Here is a 16767-nt window from a genome sequence, read left to right on the forward strand (position 1 = left end):
CGATCACTCCCTGAACCCGGCAGGGCAGTCAGGCCGGACGCTTACTAAGTTTCAGTCGGCGCTCACGGCAACCTGCCGGAGCCTTCCATCCTGCTGGCCAGTGACGGCTACGATTCTGATGATGTTCGCGAAACCAAGGAAGCGCGTGATGTGCTGCGGGTGATCCCTATGCGGAAATCCCGCAAGCTGCGCGTGGCGGTGGGTCGCGCCCTCTACCAACTTCGTAACCTCGTCGAGCGCTCTTCTACAAGCTGAATTACCTACTCACTCAGGTCCAACACCGTTTGCTGCAGACTCGACCCCTGACGGTGGCGGACAGTGACGCATGTTTCAGCAAAAGTTGGTCGGGGCGGTGTGCCAGCACCACCTATCGCCCGAGGCGATCCTGCAGTCGCGACCACGCCACGGTGGCAATCACGGCAGGCTTCCGCATGAAGTGGAAGGGAATGGGGCGCGGCGGGGTCACGGGATAGTCCAGCTCGTCTTCCGGTGTGCCGGTCGCCCAGTCCGCAAGAACCTTTCCCATGGCCGAGGCGAGTGCGACGCCACGCCCATTGTAACCCATTGCGGCGATCACGCCAGGCGCAACAAGGCTCAGGTGAGGATAATGGTCCGCCGTCATGGCGACGAAGCCGCCCCAAGCATAACACCACGGGATCTCTCGAAGTTCGGGGTAGAGCTTGACCGACGCTTCGCGCAGCACCTGCATCTGGCGGCGGGTGGCCCCGGCCGAGTAGTTGCCGCGCCCGCCCATGATGAACCGTCCCGCTGGGTCCTTGCGGAAATAGACCAGCAGCCGGCGGCTGTCCGAGGCCGAGTGACCCTGGGGGAGGATCCGCCCGGCGATCTCCGGCGGCAGGATATCGGTGGCGACCTGGACCGAACGGATCGGCACCACGGCTCGGTCCATCGGAGGCACGACGGAGGACGTGTAGCCGTTCGTGCAGACCAGCACCTTGCGGGCCAGGACCTCGCCGCCCTCGGTGCGCAGCAGGTGATCAGAACCACGCGTTTCGTGCGCCGTGACGCGGCTTCCTCCGTGGATGACCGCACCGGCCCGGATTGCTGCATCGGCTAGGCCCAACGCATAGTTCAGGGGATGCAGGTTGCCGCCGCGTTCATCAATCATCGCCCCGCGATAAAGCTCGGTGCCCAACAGGGCCACGGTCGTATCCCGGTCCAGCATCCGCAGCGGGGCGCCGCGACGGGTCCATTGCTCGACCCGCCTCCGGACCACCGCATCCGCAGTGTCGTTGTGGACCGGCTGGATCCAGCCCGTCTGCCGCGCGTCGCAGTTGATTCCGAGGCGTGCAACAAGATCAAACACGAACTGCCCTGCTCCGCCCGACGTGGCGACCATGCGGCCGCCCACCTTGGGTCCGAATTGCGCCTCGATCGTGTCAGGGTCTTCCTTCAGCCCGGGATTGACCTGGCCGCCATTGCGCCCCGAGGCGCCCCAGCCAGGAGCGTGGGTTTCCAGCACGATGACGCGTTTTCCCCGCTCAGCCAGGTGGAGGGCAGCGGAAAGCCCGGTGAAGCCCGCTCCGATCACCGCCACGTCGCATTCCGCTTTCCCGCGCAGTGGAGGGCAGTTCGGGGCGGGGTTTGCAGTCGCGGTCCACAGCGAGTTGGCGATCACGTCTTCTTCGTTCTCGATCATACCTTGCGCTCCTTTCAATAGACGGCCGGCGTCACGATCCACAGAACCTCGGCCGCCTCGCTGTCCTCGCACCAGAAGCGGATCATGCGTGTCGCTTCAAAGGCAAAGCTGTCTCCGGTGTTCAGCCGGCGCGTGTCGCCATCGACCTCAAGCATCAGCTGACCGCACAGCACGGTGCCGCATTTCGCGCCGCTCGGATGGTTGTAGGGTGTCTCGCCGGACGAGCCGCCCGGACGGATCACCAGCCGCATCATCTGGATGCCGGTGCAGCTGTCGGGCGTCATCAGTTCCTTGATCATTCCCTTGGCGCCAAGGTCCAGTACCCGCCGCTGAGGCCGCCGCACCACCAGACCGTCGGTGTCATCCGCATCGGACGTGTCGAACAGCCAACCCACGGGCATTTCCAACGCGCCGCAGATCGCTCCCAGCGACCGGACGGAGGGCATGGTCAGGCCCCGCTCGACCTGGCTGATCAGCCCTGTCGAAACTTCAGCGCGCCGCGCAACCTCCTTCAGCGAAAGGCCACGGACCTTGCGCCTGCGCCGCAGTCGCGCGCCGAGGCTGTCCCGCTCTGCCGCATCAGCAGACGGCTCGATGACCAAGGAGTTCGGAGGCGAGGACATGCGTTGACAACCCGATGTTCGTTTCGCCAAACTGTAACAATCCGGCAGAAGTTTCAATGCCGGTGAATCCATCAGGGGTACGGGAGGCTAAGCATGAACAAGGTGACCAAGGTGATGCGTGGTGCGATGCTGGCGCTCACGGCCAGTGTCGCGCTGTCAGGGCAAGTCCTGGCGCAGGATACCCTCAAGGTCGGCTCAACGCCGTCCGGCGTTCCGTTCACCTTCCTCGACGTGACGACCAATAAGATCGACGGCGTGATGGTCGATATCGTCAACGCCATCGGAGAAGCTGAAGGCTTCACGCCGGATGTCGAGGCCACGCAGTGGAGCGCGCTGATCCCGTCGCTGACCTCGGGAAAGATCGACGTGATCGCCGCTGCAATGTATGCGACCGAGGAGCGCGCCAAGGTCGTCGCCTTCACTGAGCCGGTTTATTCCTATGGCGAGGGGCTGTTCGTCGCCAAGGATGACACCACGCCCTACGCCTCGCTCGACGACCTAGAAGGCAAGGTGGTCGGTGCCCAGGTGGGCACCGCCTATGTCGCGCCGCTGCAGGCCAACGACAAGCTGAAGGAGGTGAGGGTCTATGACACCATCGCCGACATCATGCGCGACGTGTCGTTAGGCCGGATCGATGCGGGCTTTGGTGACCGCCCGATCGTCGCCTATCAGCTGTCGCAGGGTGCCTCCGACGTGCGGCTCGTGCCAGAATATGAAAGCACGATTGTCGGCGACGTGGCGATTGCCGTGCGCCAGAACGAACCCGAGTTGCTGACCCGGATGAACTCGGGCCTCGCAAAGATCAAGGAGTCCGGCAAGCTGGACGAGATCATCGCCGAGTGGGGCATCGAGTAAGACCTGCCGGGGCGGCGGTTGATTGCCGCCGTCCCGTCTGACCGCGCATAGAACGGGACATTCGCTGATGAGTTTCTGGGAACGGGCGACCGACTATTTGCCGCTGCTGATGGAGGGGGTGTGGCTGACGCTGGTCGTCACCTTCTTCTCTGTCATCCTCAGCACGTTTCTGGGCTTTGTCTGGGCGGTAATGGCCTGGACGCGCATCCCTGTGCTGGTCGCGCTGAGCCGCGGGTTCGTCACGATCATCCGCGGTATTCCGATCATCGTGCAGCTCTTCTACATCTACTTCGTGATGCCCGAAATCGGGATCAACCTGACTGCCATGCAGGCCGGGATCATCGGTCTGGGCATCGCCTACTCGGCCTATCAGGCTGAAAACTTCCGCGCCGGGATCGAGGCCATCGACAAGGGCCAGATCGAGGCCGCCCATTCGATCGGCATGACCGACCAGCTCGTCATGCGGCGCGTGATCCTGCCGCAGGCGATCCGCATCGTGCTGCCGCCCTTTGGCAACACGATCATCATGATCCTGAAAGACTCGTCGCTCGTCTCGACCATTACCGTGGCCGAACTGACGCGGCAGGGACAGCTCATCGCGGCCTCGACCTTCGACAACATGACGGTCTTCACGCTGGTGGCGCTGATCTATCTCGCACTCAGCCTGCCACTGACCTTCCTCACCCGGCACCTGGAAAAGAGGTATTCGCAGGCATGATCCAGGTTCAGGATATCCATAAATCATTCGGCACGCTGCAGGTCATCAAGGGCGTATCGTTTGACGTCAAGAAGGGTGAGGTGGTCTGCATTATCGGCCCTTCCGGCTCGGGCAAGTCGACGATCCTACGGTGCATCAACGGGCTGGAGACTTATCAGCGCGGCTCGATCCTGATCGAGGGCGCAAAGGTCGATCCTGCCAGCCGCGCGATCACCGACATCCGGACGCAGGTGTCGATGGTGTTCCAGCGCTTCAACTTGTTCCCGCATCGAACAGCGCTGGAAAACGTCATGGAAGGCCCGGTCTTCGTCAAGAAGATGAATCGCGCCCCGGCGCGGGACGAGGCGGTAGCTCTGCTGGACAAGGTCGGCCTAGGAGCCAAGCTGGACACCTATCCGGCTAAGCTCTCGGGCGGGCAGCAGCAACGTGTCGCGATTGCGCGTGCACTGGCGATGAAGCCCAAGGCGATCCTTTTCGATGAGCCCACATCGGCGCTAGACCCGGAGCTGGTGGGCGAGGTGCTCGCGGTAATGCGTGACATCGCGGCCGCTGGCATGACGATGGTCGTCGTCACGCACGAGATGGAGTTCGCCCGGGCAGTGGCCGACCGCGTCCTCTTCCTCGAAGGTGGTGCGATCGTCGAGCAGGGTTCCCCGCAGGAGGTGCTGCGCAATCCGCAGCATCCCCGCACCCAGGACTTCCTGCATCGCGTCATTCATCCCATGGAGTGATCATGGGCAGGCTCGTCTATGTGGACGCGACGCCGCACAGCGTTCGGCTGCTCCAGGATCTCGACTACCCAAAGGGCATGGTCATCCATGAAGGCGACCCGGATCCCGCGCAGTTGCGTGACCTGATCGGCGATGCCGAGATCGTCTGGAACGGGCATACCTACATGACCGCCGACGACCTTGACGCCGCCCCGTCGCTGCGGCGGATCGTTTTCCTGGGCACGGGCGCCTCATCTTATATCGACATGCCCGCGGCCGAGGCACGTGGCATCACTGTCGAGACGATCCGGGGCTATGGCGACCAGGCCGTTGGTCAGCATGCCATCACCTTGGCACTGAGTGCGCTGCGCCAGGTCACCCTGATGGACCGCAGCGTCCGCGCTGGCCATTGGGAGCCGCTCGCCGGCCGCGAGTTCGAGGATCTGACATTCGGCGTCGTGGGCATGGGCGGGATCGGGCGTGCGACAACTGGGCTCGCCGCAGCCCTGGGGTTCCGGGTGATCGGGTGGAACCGTTCGCCCTTGAGCGATGCACCATGTCCACTTGTGTCGCTCGATGCTCTGCTGGAATCGGCTGACGTGATCAGCCTGCATCTGGCGTTGACCCCGGAAACTGCAAAGATGATTGATGCCACTGCGCTGAGCCGGATGCGGTCGATTGCCGTGCTTGTCAACACTGCCAGGGCTGGGATCATCGACACCAAGGCGCTGGTCGCAGCCCTAGAGGCAAACCCGCTCAGCCACGCGGCCTTGGATGTCTTCGACGAAGAGCCGTTGCGGCTTGATCATCCCCTGCTGTCCCTGCCCAACGTCACCGTTACGGCACATGCTGGGTTCAAGACAGATGCCGCTCTGCGCCGACTGCTTCTGGAGGCCTTGGCGCGGACGCAATGACAGCTGCAAGCATGCGCTTCCATGCTGCAAGCCGTGCAGCGTGAGGCGGAATGTGCGGTTCGGGCGTCTGGAAGTCCTGCTCCGTGTTGGCGGGGTCGGTGCCTAACGACGCTCCTCGCCGAACTGCACGTCCTCAAGAAAAGCGTTGACACCACACAAACACCGTTCCCATAGTCGAACCAATGTTGATTTGGTTTGACGCCGTGGTTCAGCAGGCGAGCGCGACGGGGACGAGGGACGACATGCTTCTGAGGGTGGAAGACCTCCAGGTCGCTTTCGGCGCCACGCAGGTGATCTCGGGTGTCGATCTTGCGGTTGCCGCGGGTGAGACGCTGGCCATCGTCGGTGAATCCGGCAGCGGGAAAAGCGTGACCTCGCTTGCCGTCATGGGCCTTCTCGGCGCGAAGGGCGTGCGGATCGCGGGCAGGGCCGAGTTCGACGGACAGCCGCTCGACCTGACGCGCCCCGGCGGCACGGCCAAGCTTCGGGGCGACCAGATCGCGATGATCTTCCAGGAGCCGATGACGTCGCTGAACCCCGCCTTCCGCATCGGCGATCAGATCGCCGAGGCCGTGCTGTGCCACCGCAGCGTGTCCGAGGTGGAAGCGAAGGGACGCGCGCTCGACATCATGCGCAAGGTCGGGATCTCGGCGCCGGAACGCCGCATGCGGCAGTATCCGCACGAGCTTTCGGGCGGGATGCGCCAGCGGGTCATGATCGCGATGGCACTGGTGAACGAGCCGCAGCTCCTGATCGCGGACGAGCCGACCACCGCGCTGGACGTGACGATCCAGGCGCAGATCCTCGACCTGATCTCGCGGTTGCAGCGGGACCGGGGGATGGCGGTCGTCTTCATCACCCACGACCTTGGCGTCGTGGCCCAGGTCGCGCACAGGGTTGCGGTCATGTATGCCGGCCGGATCGCCGAGACCGGGTCCGTCGCGCAGGTGTTCGACGACCCGCAGCATCCCTATACCATCGGGCTTCTCGGCTCGATCCCGTCGCTCACCGGGCCTCGCACGCGGCTGACGACGGTGCCCGGATCGGTGCCGTCGCCGGCCGAGATGCCGCAGGGCTGCCGCTTCTCGACGCGCTGCCCCTTCGCCCAGCCGAAATGCGCCCAGCAGCCCCTGCTGCGAGAGATCGCGGCGGGTCACCGCGCCGCCTGTCACTTCGCGCCGCTGGAACTGAACTTCGGGGCCGCCGCATGAGCGCGGACGTCATCATGTCGGCGCGCGGCCTGAAACGGCACTTCCAGGGTTCTGGCGCGCTGTTCCGCAAGCCTGCGCCGGTCCGTGCCGTGGATGGCGTGTCGCTGGATATCCGGCGGGGCGAGACCTTCGCCATCGTGGGCGAGTCCGGTTCCGGCAAGTCCACGCTGGCGCGGCTTCTCGCCCGCCTGCTGGAGCCGACGGCCGGCAGCGTCACCTTCGAGGGCAAGGAGATCGCGAACCTCTCGGGCGCGGCGCTGAGGGACCTGCGCCGGGACGTGCAGTTCATCTTCCAGGATCCGTTTTCGTCGCTGAACCCGCGCGCCAGCGTGGGCAGGCTCATCGGCGAGCCGCTGGAAACCCATTTCCCGAAGATGACCGCTGCCGAACGGCGCGAGCGCGTGGCCGAGCTGCTGCGACAGGTCGGCCTGCGTCCCGAACACATGGGCCGCTATCCGCACGAGTTCTCGGGCGGGCAGCGCCAGCGGATCGGCATCGCGCGGGCGCTCGCCTCGCGTCCGACGCTGGTGATCGGGGACGAGCCGGTCAGCGCGCTCGACGTGTCGGTGCAGGCGCAGGTGGTGAACCTGCTCGCGGACCTGCGCGAGGCCCTTGGGCTGACGATGATCGTGATCGCCCACGACCTCGCGGTGATCCGGCACATGTCGAACCGCGTGGCGGTGATGTATCTCGGCACGCTGGTTGAGGTCGGCGAGACAGACACGCTGTTCGCCGAGCCGCGCCACCCCTACACCCGCGCGCTGCTCGCCGCGATCCCGGAGCCCGCGCCGGGCGTGTCGCGCCCGGCCGAGGCGATCGGCGGCGAAATCCCGTCGCCCGCGGCGCCCCCGCCGGGTTGCCGGTTCCACACCCGCTGCACCTACGTGCAGGAGCGGTGCCGGGTGGACGTGCCGGAGCTTATCGACGACGCCGGCGACGGCCATCCCGTCGCGTGCCATTTCTGGCGCGAGATCGCGGCGCGGCACCCCTTCGCGCCGCCCGTCGAGCGGCAGGGGCATGGCCCCGCTGCCGAGCGCGTCGCCCTTTACCGCCACGCCGTCGCGCGGGCGGAGCCCATCGCAACAACGACAACAGGGAAGTAAGAACATGACCGCCAGACTTTCGCTGATCGCCGCGCTTCTGCTGTCCACCGCCACCGCCGCCGGTGCGGCCGAACTGCGGATCGGGCTTGAGAACGACCCCGACACGCTGGACCCCGACCGCTCGCGCCTGTTCGTGGGCCGGATCGTCTTCACCGCGCTCTGCGACAAGCTGGTGGACGTGAACGAGAAGCTCGAGATCGTCCCGCAGCTCGCCACGGACTGGACACAGGCCGAGGACGGACGGTCGATCACCTTCACCCTGCGCGAGGGCGTCAAGTTCCACGACGGCACCGCCTTCGACGCAGAGGCCGTCAAGGCCAACATCGAGCGGTCGAAGACCCTCGAGGACAGCGTCCGCAAGTCGGAACTGGCATCGGTCGAGTCGGTCGACGTGATCTCGCCCACCGAGGTGCGCCTGAACCTGTCCGCGCCGGATTCCACGGTGATCGCGCAGCTGAGCGACCGGGCGGGCATGATGATGTCGCCCGCGGCCTTCGCCGAGGGCAAGGACTTTTCCAGCGCGCCGGCCTGTTCCGGCCCCTTCAAGTTCGTCAGCCGCGTGGCGCAGGACCGGATCACGCTGGAACGCTTTGCCGACTACTGGAACGCCGACGCGATCAAGCTGGACCGCGTGGTGTACCTGCCGATCACCGACACGACCGTGCGGCTTGCGAACCTGCAGTCCGGCGACCTCGACATGATCAACCAGCTGGCGGCAACCGACATCCCGGCCGTGCAGGGCAACGCCAACCTGCGGGTCGAGCAGGTCACGGGCCTGGGCTACCAGGGCATCTACTTCAACATCGACAACGGCCCGCAGTCCGAGAACCCGCTGGGACAGGACGCCCGCGTCCGGCAGGCGCTGAACCTTGCGATCGATCGCAACGCGATCAGCCAGGTCGTCTTCCAGGGCGCCTTCACGCCTGCCGGCCAGCCGTTCCCGCCAAGCAGCTACTACTACAACGAGGCCTTCGCCGCGCCCGAACGCGACGTGGAAAAGGCCAAGGCGCTGCTGGCCGAAGCCGGCGTCGCCACCCCCGTCAACGTCGATCTGCAGGTCGCCACGCGCCCCGAGAGCCAGCAGGTCGCCCAGATGGTTCAGGCGATGGCCGCCGAGGCGGGCTTCAACGTCAACATCGTCGCCAAGGAGTACGCGACGCTGGTGTCGGACGCGGCGGAAGGCAGCTTCCAGACCAGCGCCCAGGGGTGGTCGGGCCGGATCGACCCCGACGGCAACCTGCACCAGTTCGTCACGACGGGCGCGGGCTTCAACGACAGCCACTATTCCAACCCCGAGGTCGACCGCCTGCTGAACGAGGCGCGCACGATCATCGACCCGGCGCAGCGCAAGGAACGCTATGACGCGGCGCAGGCGATCCTGCAGCAGGACCTGCCAATCAGCTACCTTTACTACCAGGCATGGCTCTATGGCGTCGATGCCGGTGTCGAGGGGTTCAAGCCCTATCCCGACGGGATGATCCGGCTGCAGAACGTCACCGACGCGGACTGATCCCGCCCGCGTGACCCGGAGGCCGGCCCGGTCGGGCCGCCTCCCCATCCCCCGTTGCCGGAGCGACCATGCTCAACCTCTTCCTGCGGCGCGTGCTCGTCGCCATCCCCACCATCCTGCTCATCTCGGTCTTCGTCTTCGCGCTGCAGAAGCTGCTGCCGGGCGATCCCGTGCTGGCGATGGCGGGCGAGGAACGCGATCCCGTCGCCCTGGCCGCGATCCGCGAGCAGCTTGGCCTGAACGACCCGTTGCCGGTCCAGTACTTCCGCTGGCTCGCCGGGGCCCTGCAGGGAGATCTCGGGACGTCGCTCAGGACCGGTCAGCCGGTGACGCAGCTGATCGTCCAGAAGCTGCCCGTCACGCTGCAGCTTGGCGTCATGGCGCTGCTGATCGCGCTGGTGATCGGCATCCCCGCGGGCATCATCTCGGCCGTGCGCAAGGGGACCGTCACCGACTACGCGGCGAACATGGTGGCGCTGTCGGGGATGTCGATCCCGAACTTCTGGCTCGGCATCATGCTGATCATGCTCGTCTCGGTCCGCTGGCAGCTGCTGCCTGCCTCGGGATACGTGCCGCCGACGCAGGACTTCGTGCAGTCGATGCGGACCATGATCATGCCGGCCTTCGTGCTCGGGACCGGGCTTGCCGGCGCGCTGATGCGGCACACGCGCTCGTCCATGCTGGGGGTGCTCAAGCAGGACTACGTCCGCACCGCCCGTGCGAAGGGCGTGCCGGAACGCCGCGTCGTGCTGAAGCACGCATTCCGCAACGCCCTGACGCCCATCGTCACCCTGACCGCGCTCCTCTTCGGCGAACTGATCGCCGGAGCCGTCCTGACGGAGCAGATCTTCACCATTCCCGGCTTCGGCAAGCTGGTGGTCGATGCCGTCTTCACCCGCGACTACGCCGTTGTGCAGGGCGTGGTGATGGTGACGGCGGTGGGCTTCATCCTGATGAACCTGGTGGCTGACATGCTCTATATCCTGCTCAACCCCCGCCTGAGGTCCGCGTGATGGCGAACGAGGCAATCGCCGCGCGCACCGTCCGCCCCGCCGTGATCGACACGCCTGCGCGGCGCAGCTGGCGCAAGTTCCGCACCCACCGGAGCGCGATCCTCGGCGCGCTGATCGTGGGGGCGTTCCTGCTGGTCGCGCTGCTCGCGCCGGTGCTGCCGATCGCGGACCCCGCCGCGACCGACTGGGCCGCCGTGAGGCAGGCGCCGGGTGCCGCGCATCCGCTGGGAACGGACGAGATCGGCCGCGACGTGCTGGCCCGGATGATCTGGGGCGCGCGGGCGTCGGTCCTCGCCGGCATCGTCTCGGTCGGGATCGCGATCCTGCTGGGCGTGCCGCTGGGCATCCTCGCGGGGTACTTCGGCGGCTGGACCGACATCGTCATCTCGCGCTGCACCGAGGCGCTGCTGGCCGTCCCCTTCCTGATCCTCGCGATCGCGCTCGCGGCCTTCCTGGGGCCCAGCCTCACCAACGCCATGATCGCCATCGGGATCTCGGCCATGCCGATCTTCGTGCGCCTCACGCGGGGACAGGTCATCAACGTCCGCGCCGAGGACTTCGTCGAGGGCGCCCATGCCATAGGCCTGTCCACCCCGCGCATCCTCGCCCGCTACATCTTTCCGAACGCGATGCCGCCGATCCTCGTGCAGGCGACGTTGACGGTCGCCGCCGCGATCATCGCCGAGGCATCGCTGTCCTTCCTGGGACTGGGGCAGCAGCCGCCGGCGCCCTCGTGGGGGTCGATGCTGAACACGGCCAAGAACTTCATGTCGCAGGCGCCCTGGCTGGCGTTGTGGCCGGGCCTCGCGATCTTCCTGGTCGTGCTGGGCTTCAACCTTCTGGGCGACGGGCTGCGCGACGCGCTCGACCCCCGCGAATGACAGCAAACTGAGGGACTGACGATGAGCGATTTCACCACCCGGCCCGAGATCCGGGGCACCTTCGGCATGGTTGCCTCGACGCACTGGATCGCGTCGGCCGCGGGCATGGGCGTCCTCGAACGCGGCGGCAACGCCTTCGATGCGGCGGTGACGACGGGCCTGGTGCTGCAGGTGGTCGAGCCGCATCTGAACGGCCCCGGCGGCGACCTGCCGCTGATCTGGCGCAAGCATGGCGGCGAGCCGCAGGTGATCTGCGCGCAGGGACCGGCGCCGAAGGCCGCGACGATCGAGGCGATGCGCGATCTGGGCTTGACGCTGATCCCCGGATCGGGCCTGCTTGCGACTGTGGTGCCGGGGGCGTTCGACGGCTGGATGAAGCTTCTGGCCGAGGGCGGCAGCCTGACGCTGCGCGAGGTCATGGAGCCCGCGATCTTCCATGCGCGCGACGGGCATCCGCTGCTGGCGCGGGTGGCGGCCACGATCAAGGGCATCGATGGCTTCCTGCGCGACGAATGGCCCAGCTCGGCCGCCGTGTTCATGCCGGACGGCGAAGCCCCCGCGCCGGACAGCCTGTTCCGCAATCCCGATCTCGCCGCCACCTACCAGCGGATCGTGGACGAGGCCGAGGCCGCCTCGGACGACCGGCTGGGCCAGATCGAGGCGGCCCGCGCCATCTGGTCGGACGGCTTCGTTGCCGACGCCATTTCCGACTTCGTGGAAACCGCCGAGGTCGCGGACGTGACCGGCGGCCGGAACCGCGCATTGCTGGCGCGCGAGGATCTTGCCGGCTGGCGCGCGCAGGGCGAACAGCCTCTCTCGATCGACTACCACGGCTGGACCGTGTACAAGACCGGGCCGTGGGGACAGGGGCCGGCGCTGCTGCAGGCGCTGGCCATCCTGCGCGGCATCGACCTTGCCGCGATGGACCCCAGCGGGGCCGAGTTCGTCCATACCGTCGTCGAGGCGATGAAGCTCGCCTATGCCGACCGCGAAGCCTATTACGGCGATCCCGACTTCTCGGACATCCCCATGGAGGTGCTGCTTTCCGAGGATTACGCCGCCGGGCGCCGCAAGCTGATCGGCCGCGAAGCCTCGACCGAGCAGCGCCCCGGGCGGGTGCCCGGCTTCGAGCATCTGGCCGACGCTGCAATCGCCCGCGCCGCGCGCGACTTCGGCGTGGGCCGCGCCGTCAGCGTCGAGCCGACGATGGCGCACCTGACCGAAAAGCGCGGCGACACCGTCCATCTCGACGTGATCGACCGCTGGGGGAACATGGTTTCGGCCACGCCGTCGGGCGGGTGGCTGCAAAGCTCTCCGGTGGTGCCCGGTCTCGGCTTCCCGCTGAACAGCCGCGCGCAGATGTTCTGGCTGGAGGAGGACGTGCCCCTGAGCCTGCGCCCCGGCTCGCGTCCGCGCACGACGCTGACGCCGTCGATGGCGCGGAACGGCGACCGCTGGCTCTGCTTCGGCACGCCCGGCGGTGACCAGCAGGACCAATGGCAGCTGATCTGGTTCCTCCGCTTCGTCCATCACGCCGCGAACCTTCAGGCCAACATGGACCGGCCCCTGTTCCATACGCTGCATTTCCAGGGCTCGTTCTATCCGCGCAAGGCAGAACCGGCGCGGATGCTCGCGGAGCCGGCCTTCGGCGACGCAGTGATCGAGGACCTTCGCAGCCGCGGCCACATCGTCGAGGTAACCGAGCCGTGGGCCATCGGCCGCCTGACCGCGGCCCTGCGCGAACCCGACGGTCTCCTGCGCGGGGCGGCGACCCCCCGGCTCATGCAGGCCTATGCGGTGGGTCGCTGAGGCATGGCAAAGGCAAACGGCTCCCGCCGGTGGAGGGCATGATGCTGGGCATGACGACGCAGGCGCTGGTCGAACTGACGCTGATCGCCCTTGCCGCGGGCGCCTTCGGCGGGGTCATCGCAGGCCTGCTGGGCGTCGGCGGCGGGATCGTGATCGTCCCGGCGCTCTACTTCGCGCTGTCGCTGACGGGCATGGATCCGGCGCTGACGATGCAGGTGGCCGTGGGCACCTCGCTATCCACCATCGTCTTCACCTCGCTGTCCTCGGGCATCGGGCACCACCGCCGCGGCGCGATCGACACGGCATTGCTGCGGCGCTGGGTCCCCTGGATCATTGTCGGCGTGGTGTTCGGCTCGGTCGTGGGCGGCTATGTCTCGGGGTGGGTGCTGGTTGCGGTCTTCGCCACCATCGCGCTGCTGGTGGCGATCGACATGATCTTCCGGAAGCCGCGTGACGGCGTCGAGCCGCGGTCCTTCCCGCCCGGCGCCTGGGCCGGCTTCGGCGTCTTCGCCGGGGCCGTGTCCGCGATGATGGGGATCGGCGGCGGCACCGTCTGCGTGCCGCTGCTGAACTTTCTCGGCTATGACATCCGCCGGGCGGTCGGCACCTCGGCCGCCATCGGCTTCGTCATCGGCCTGCCGGGGGCGATCATCTACATGCTGACCGGCCTCGGGCGGGAAGGGCTGCCTCCGCTGTCCCTGGGCTACGTCAACCTGTACCTTGCCGCCGTCATCATCCCTCTTTCCACGTGGCTGGCGGGCTACGGCGTCCGGCTGGCCCACAGCATTGACCGCCGCAAGCTGAGAATGGCATTCGGCATTTTCCTGATGCTCACCTCGCTGAGGATGTGGATTGACCTTCTCACCGCCTGAAGCCGACACCCTCGATCTCGAGGACAGACTGCGGGCCGAACTGGCCCGCATCGCCGATCCCGACGGTCGCCTGCCGGCGGAACGGGAACTGGCCGCCCGCTTCGGCGTCGGCCGCACGCGGCTGCGCCGGGCTCTGGCCGCGCTGGAACTCGACGGGCTGCTGTTCCGGCGCCACGGGCAGGGAACGTTCACCATGCCGCCGCCCGTGCCGGGCAACGGCCTGAAAAGCCTGGCTCGCAGCGTCACCCCGGCCGACGTGATGGAGGTGCGGATGGAGGTGGAGCCCGCGCTGGCCGCCCTCGCCGCCGAACGCGCCACCCCCGAAGACGTCCGCGCCCTTCGCGAACTCATGGGCGGAACCCTGACCGCGCAGACCCCGGAATGCTATGAGATCGCCGACGCGATCTTTCACTTCCGCATCGCCGAACTCGCGCGCAATCCGTTGTTCCTGCGCGTCTACGAACAGATCCGCTCGGTCCGCGAGCAATCCGACTGGGCCGCCTGGCGCGCCGACCGCATGGACGCGGCGCGCATCCAGGAACTTGCCCACCAGCACGAGGCGCTGGTGGACCGCATATCCGCCCACGACAGCGCCGGCGCCGCCCAGATGATGGAGCGGCACCTGCTGAGCATCGCCCACGGGATGCGCCGCCGCCGTTAGCGAAGATGGACGAAGGGGGAAGCGCAGCGGACTTCGGCGCTGTCGCCCTCATTCAGCAGCAGCGTTCCGTCCAAGGCGTCCGGGCAGGATCGACGCGCGCGTCCTGCGCGACACCCAGTCGATCGCCATCGTCGCCAGCATCGTTACGATCAGCAGCACGATCGCGCGGTCCACCCGGATTTCCTGGATCGCGCGGTCGACATGAAAGCCCAGCGTCGGGATGCCCAGAAGGCCGATGATCGCGGATTCCCGGACGATGATCTCCCACCGGTACAGGCACAGCGCGAGGAACGAGCCATAGATCCGCGGCAGCAGCTCGTAGGCGTATAGCACGATGCCGCGCGGGGCGTCGGGGCGCAGGCTCTCATGCAGATGGGCCGATTGCCGGCCCAGCAGATGGGCGATGATCGCGCCGTTATGCAGCCCCAGCGCCAGGACGGCGGGCAGCATCGACGGGCCGAAGACCTGCAGGGCGATGTAGGCCAGCATGTATTCGGGGGTGGAGCGGGTGATGACCAGCGCCACGTGGCCGAACGCCGCGCCGAGCCTTCCCGCGACCGGACGGACGGTCGTCGGAAACCCGATCAGCGCGACAAGTCCGGCGACCACCAGCGCAAGCTGCGCCACGACCAGCGTCGCGGCGAGCCCCGGCAGCGCCTGCCCGGCAAGCAGCGCCGCCAGCCAGTCCCCGAAGCGCGCCCATGTCGCGAAATCGCCAAGATCCCCGCTTCGCAGCGGGGCGGGCACGATGTCGTGGGTCAGGAAACGGGCAAGCGCACCGGGCGCCATCGGCGGGCTGGCGATGGATGCCATGACCGCGATTGCCGCCAGCAGATAGAACGGCACCAACGGCCGGTGCATCCAGAGCCGCATCGTTCCGATCAGCACGTAGTAGATGATGAGCACGGCGGCGACCGCGCCATACATGCCCTGCCTGAAGAAGGTGTCGAGCGAAAAGCCCAGCGTCGGCAGGCCCACGAAGCCCAGCACCGCGCTGGACCGCAGCCCGCATTCGAGCCGGTACAGCAGGTAGGTCTGGAACTCGCGCCAGGCGAGCGGCAGGCGGGCGTAGAAGTGGACCGAGATCAGGTCCGCGCGTGGCGGCATGGCGGCGGCGGGCCTCGCGTCGGCTTCGTCCAGATACTCGGCAAAGACCTTGGCGAAGATGCCCGCATAGGGAATGGCGATCGCCAGAACTCCCGTGGTTGCCGACAGGCCGGTGACCTGCACCAGCAGGATCGCCCAGAACAGCTCGTGGATCGACCGGATCGCGATGCAGAGGTTCCGGACCATCCCGTGCCGGTAGAACGGCGCCAGCACGAACCCTGCCGACGCGCCGAGCGCGACCCCGCAGATCGCGAAGGCTGCGGTCAGCACCGCCGTCCAGCGCAGCGCCTCGATCGACGTGAAATCCGGCGACAGGAACCCCGTCGCCATTCGTCCCAGCTCGGCCCAGGGATCGTGCCGGCCCAGGCCGAGGTCGGCGAAGGGCAAAAGCATCGCCGCCAGCCCGACGAAGACGAGCGCCGTCCCGACCCGCCCGAACCGCCCGAGCCGGTGGGGGCGCTCAGGCTCGGTAGAGGTCATGGATGTCGTCGTCCGGAACATCGGCAGTCGCGCGGTCGAAGAAGATGCGGCCCGCGCGGATGCCGACGAGGCGGGTCGCGATCCGCCGCGCCAGCGCCACGTCGTGGAGGGCCAGCAGGATCGTCCCGAACCGCCGCCCCAGCTCGTCGATGAGCACGCCCGCCTGCCGCTCGTCCACCGCCGACACCGGCTCGTCCCCGATCAGCACGCGCCCGCCCCGATGGATCGCGCGGGCCAGCGCCGTGCGCTGCTTCTGACCGCCCGACAGAGTCTCCACCGTCCGGCGGGCGAAGCCGTCCAGTCCGACCGTTTCCAGCACCGGGTCGATGGCGCGGCGCTCGGCCGGGAAGGGCCAGATCAGGTTGGCAAGGTTGTAGCCCGCCCCATGCGCGTCGAGCCGGCCCATGTAGACGTTGTGAAAGACCGACAGCTGCGGAACCAGCCCGTGTTCCTGCGGAACCAGCGCGACGTCGGGAAACGTGCGGGCCAGCCGCGCATAGCCGGCGTTCAGCAGCGTGCTTTTCCCGGCGCCGCTGCGGCCCAGCAGGACGACCCGTTCCCCCGCCCGCAGCGTGAAGTCCACGTCGGACAGAACGGTGGTGCGGCCGTAGGACAGCGCCTCGCCGGTGAAGGTCAGCAT

The 16767-nt window shown here is 67.4% G+C and carries 16 protein-coding genes and 1 pseudogene; 13 read left to right on the plus strand and 4 right to left on the minus strand.

What is annotated here, in order from left to right; translation table 11 throughout:
- Window positions 1-69 precede the first annotated feature (69 nt).
- A pseudogene (locus tag ELI80_RS11120) lies at window positions 70-240 on the plus strand (IS5/IS1182 family transposase); the annotation flags it as partial.
- Window positions 241-367: 127 nt separating this feature from the next.
- Here the strand turns inward: ELI80_RS11120 and ELI80_RS11125 are convergent.
- Both ELI80_RS11125 and ELI80_RS11130 read right to left on the minus strand, forming a co-directional pair.
- Window positions 368-1660 carry an NAD(P)/FAD-dependent oxidoreductase gene (locus ELI80_RS11125; RefSeq protein WP_136651995.1) on the minus strand — a complete coding sequence of 431 codons (1293 nt, stop codon included), beginning with the start codon at window positions 1658-1660 and terminating at the stop codon, window positions 368-370.
- Window positions 1661-1674: 14 nt separating this feature from the next.
- Window positions 1675-2262 (minus strand): helix-turn-helix domain-containing protein, encoded by a 588-nt coding sequence (locus ELI80_RS11130; RefSeq protein ID WP_236641460.1) that lies wholly within the window; start codon window positions 2260-2262, stop codon window positions 1675-1677.
- Window positions 2263-2376: 114 nt separating this feature from the next.
- Here ELI80_RS11130 and ELI80_RS11135 point away from each other — a divergent pair, with 114 nt between their 5' ends.
- The 12 genes from ELI80_RS11135 to ELI80_RS11190 all read left to right on the plus strand — a co-directional run bounded on the left by ELI80_RS11135 (window position 2377) and on the right by ELI80_RS11190 (window position 14540).
- A complete protein-coding gene (locus tag ELI80_RS11135) occupies window positions 2377-3138 on the plus strand; it encodes an ABC transporter substrate-binding protein (protein ID WP_136651996.1) in 762 nt (253 codons plus the stop codon).
- A 67-nt stretch (window positions 3139-3205) separates the two neighbouring features.
- On the plus strand, window positions 3206-3856 hold the full coding sequence (locus ELI80_RS11140) for an amino acid ABC transporter permease (RefSeq protein WP_136651997.1): 651 nt from the start codon (window positions 3206-3208) through the stop codon (window positions 3854-3856).
- Complete coding sequence (locus ELI80_RS11145) at window positions 3853-4587, plus strand: amino acid ABC transporter ATP-binding protein (RefSeq protein ID WP_136651998.1); 735 nt, start codon at window positions 3853-3855, stop codon at window positions 4585-4587. Before ELI80_RS11140 ends, ELI80_RS11145 begins: the two co-directional genes overlap by 4 nt.
- A 2-nt stretch (window positions 4588-4589) precedes the next feature.
- Entirely contained in the window at window positions 4590-5480 is an 891-nt protein-coding gene (locus ELI80_RS11150; RefSeq protein WP_136651999.1) for a 2-hydroxyacid dehydrogenase, read from the plus strand.
- A gap of 242 nt (window positions 5481-5722) precedes the next feature.
- A complete protein-coding gene (locus tag ELI80_RS11155) occupies window positions 5723-6691 on the plus strand; it encodes an ABC transporter ATP-binding protein (RefSeq protein ID WP_136652000.1) in 969 nt (322 codons plus the stop codon).
- Window positions 6688-7794 (plus strand): ABC transporter ATP-binding protein, encoded by a 1107-nt coding sequence (locus tag ELI80_RS11160; RefSeq protein WP_136652001.1) that lies wholly within the window; start codon window positions 6688-6690, stop codon window positions 7792-7794. Before ELI80_RS11155 ends, ELI80_RS11160 begins: the two co-directional genes overlap by 4 nt.
- 4 nt (window positions 7795-7798) lie before the next feature.
- Window positions 7799-9304 (plus strand): ABC transporter substrate-binding protein, encoded by a 1506-nt coding sequence (locus ELI80_RS11165; RefSeq protein ID WP_136652002.1) that lies wholly within the window; start codon window positions 7799-7801, stop codon window positions 9302-9304.
- A 68-nt stretch (window positions 9305-9372) separates the two neighbouring features.
- Window positions 9373-10317 (plus strand): ABC transporter permease, encoded by a 945-nt coding sequence (locus tag ELI80_RS11170; RefSeq protein WP_136652003.1) that lies wholly within the window; start codon window positions 9373-9375, stop codon window positions 10315-10317.
- Window positions 10317-11198: an ABC transporter permease gene (locus ELI80_RS11175; protein WP_136652004.1), complete on the plus strand. Its 882-nt coding sequence runs from the start codon at window positions 10317-10319 to the stop codon at window positions 11196-11198. The genes ELI80_RS11170 and ELI80_RS11175 overlap by 1 nt, the downstream gene beginning before the upstream one ends.
- Window positions 11199-11219: 21 nt before the next feature.
- Complete coding sequence (locus tag ELI80_RS11180; RefSeq protein WP_136652005.1) at window positions 11220-13007, plus strand: gamma-glutamyltransferase family protein; 1788 nt, start codon at window positions 11220-11222, stop codon at window positions 13005-13007.
- 41 nt (window positions 13008-13048) lie between these two features.
- Window positions 13049-13879, plus strand: a complete 831-nt coding sequence (locus ELI80_RS11185; protein WP_136652030.1) for a sulfite exporter TauE/SafE family protein — start codon at window positions 13049-13051, stop codon at window positions 13877-13879.
- Window positions 13860-14540 carry a FadR/GntR family transcriptional regulator gene (locus tag ELI80_RS11190; protein ID WP_136652006.1) on the plus strand — a complete coding sequence of 227 codons (681 nt, stop codon included), beginning with the start codon at window positions 13860-13862 and terminating at the stop codon, window positions 14538-14540. Before ELI80_RS11185 ends, ELI80_RS11190 begins: the two co-directional genes overlap by 20 nt.
- A gap of 48 nt (window positions 14541-14588) precedes the next feature.
- On the opposite strand, the gene ELI80_RS11195 is transcribed toward ELI80_RS11190, so the two are convergent.
- Window positions 14589-16127: a PhnE/PtxC family ABC transporter permease gene (locus ELI80_RS11195; protein ID WP_236641461.1), complete on the minus strand. Its 1539-nt coding sequence runs from the start codon at window positions 16125-16127 to the stop codon at window positions 14589-14591.
- Window positions 16108-16767: an ATP-binding cassette domain-containing protein gene (locus tag ELI80_RS11200; protein WP_136652007.1), complete on the minus strand. Its 660-nt coding sequence runs from the start codon at window positions 16765-16767 to the stop codon at window positions 16108-16110. The genes ELI80_RS11195 and ELI80_RS11200 overlap by 20 nt, the downstream gene beginning before the upstream one ends.

This window comes from Paracoccus aeridis, from assembly GCF_004923205.2.
Classification (GTDB): domain Bacteria; phylum Pseudomonadota; class Alphaproteobacteria; order Rhodobacterales; family Rhodobacteraceae; genus Paracoccus; species Paracoccus aeridis.

Coding starts and splice junctions, on each gene's coding strand:
- ELI80_RS11195 (WP_236641461.1), bottom strand. CDS start 16,127: ATGACCTCTACCGAGCCTGAGCGCCCCCACCGGCTCGGGCGGTTCGGG.
- ELI80_RS11200 (WP_136652007.1), bottom strand. CDS start 16,767: ATGCTGACCTTCACCGGCGAGGCGCTGTCCTACGGCCGCACCACCGTT.
- ELI80_RS11145 (WP_136651998.1), top strand. CDS start 3,853: ATGATCCAGGTTCAGGATATCCATAAATCATTCGGCACGCTGCAGGTC.
- ELI80_RS11125 (WP_136651995.1), bottom strand. CDS start 1,660: ATGATCGAGAACGAAGAAGACGTGATCGCCAACTCGCTGTGGACCGCG.
- ELI80_RS11185 (WP_136652030.1), top strand. CDS start 13,049: ATGCTGGGCATGACGACGCAGGCGCTGGTCGAACTGACGCTGATCGCC.
- ELI80_RS11140 (WP_136651997.1), top strand. CDS start 3,206: ATGAGTTTCTGGGAACGGGCGACCGACTATTTGCCGCTGCTGATGGAG.
- ELI80_RS11160 (WP_136652001.1), top strand. CDS start 6,688: ATGAGCGCGGACGTCATCATGTCGGCGCGCGGCCTGAAACGGCACTTC.
- ELI80_RS11165 (WP_136652002.1), top strand. CDS start 7,799: ATGACCGCCAGACTTTCGCTGATCGCCGCGCTTCTGCTGTCCACCGCC.
- ELI80_RS11155 (WP_136652000.1), top strand. CDS start 5,723: ATGCTTCTGAGGGTGGAAGACCTCCAGGTCGCTTTCGGCGCCACGCAG.
- ELI80_RS11150 (WP_136651999.1), top strand. CDS start 4,590: ATGGGCAGGCTCGTCTATGTGGACGCGACGCCGCACAGCGTTCGGCTG.
- ELI80_RS11175 (WP_136652004.1), top strand. CDS start 10,317: ATGGCGAACGAGGCAATCGCCGCGCGCACCGTCCGCCCCGCCGTGATC.
- ELI80_RS11180 (WP_136652005.1), top strand. CDS start 11,220: ATGAGCGATTTCACCACCCGGCCCGAGATCCGGGGCACCTTCGGCATG.
- ELI80_RS11135 (WP_136651996.1), top strand. CDS start 2,377: ATGAACAAGGTGACCAAGGTGATGCGTGGTGCGATGCTGGCGCTCACG.
- ELI80_RS11170 (WP_136652003.1), top strand. CDS start 9,373: ATGCTCAACCTCTTCCTGCGGCGCGTGCTCGTCGCCATCCCCACCATC.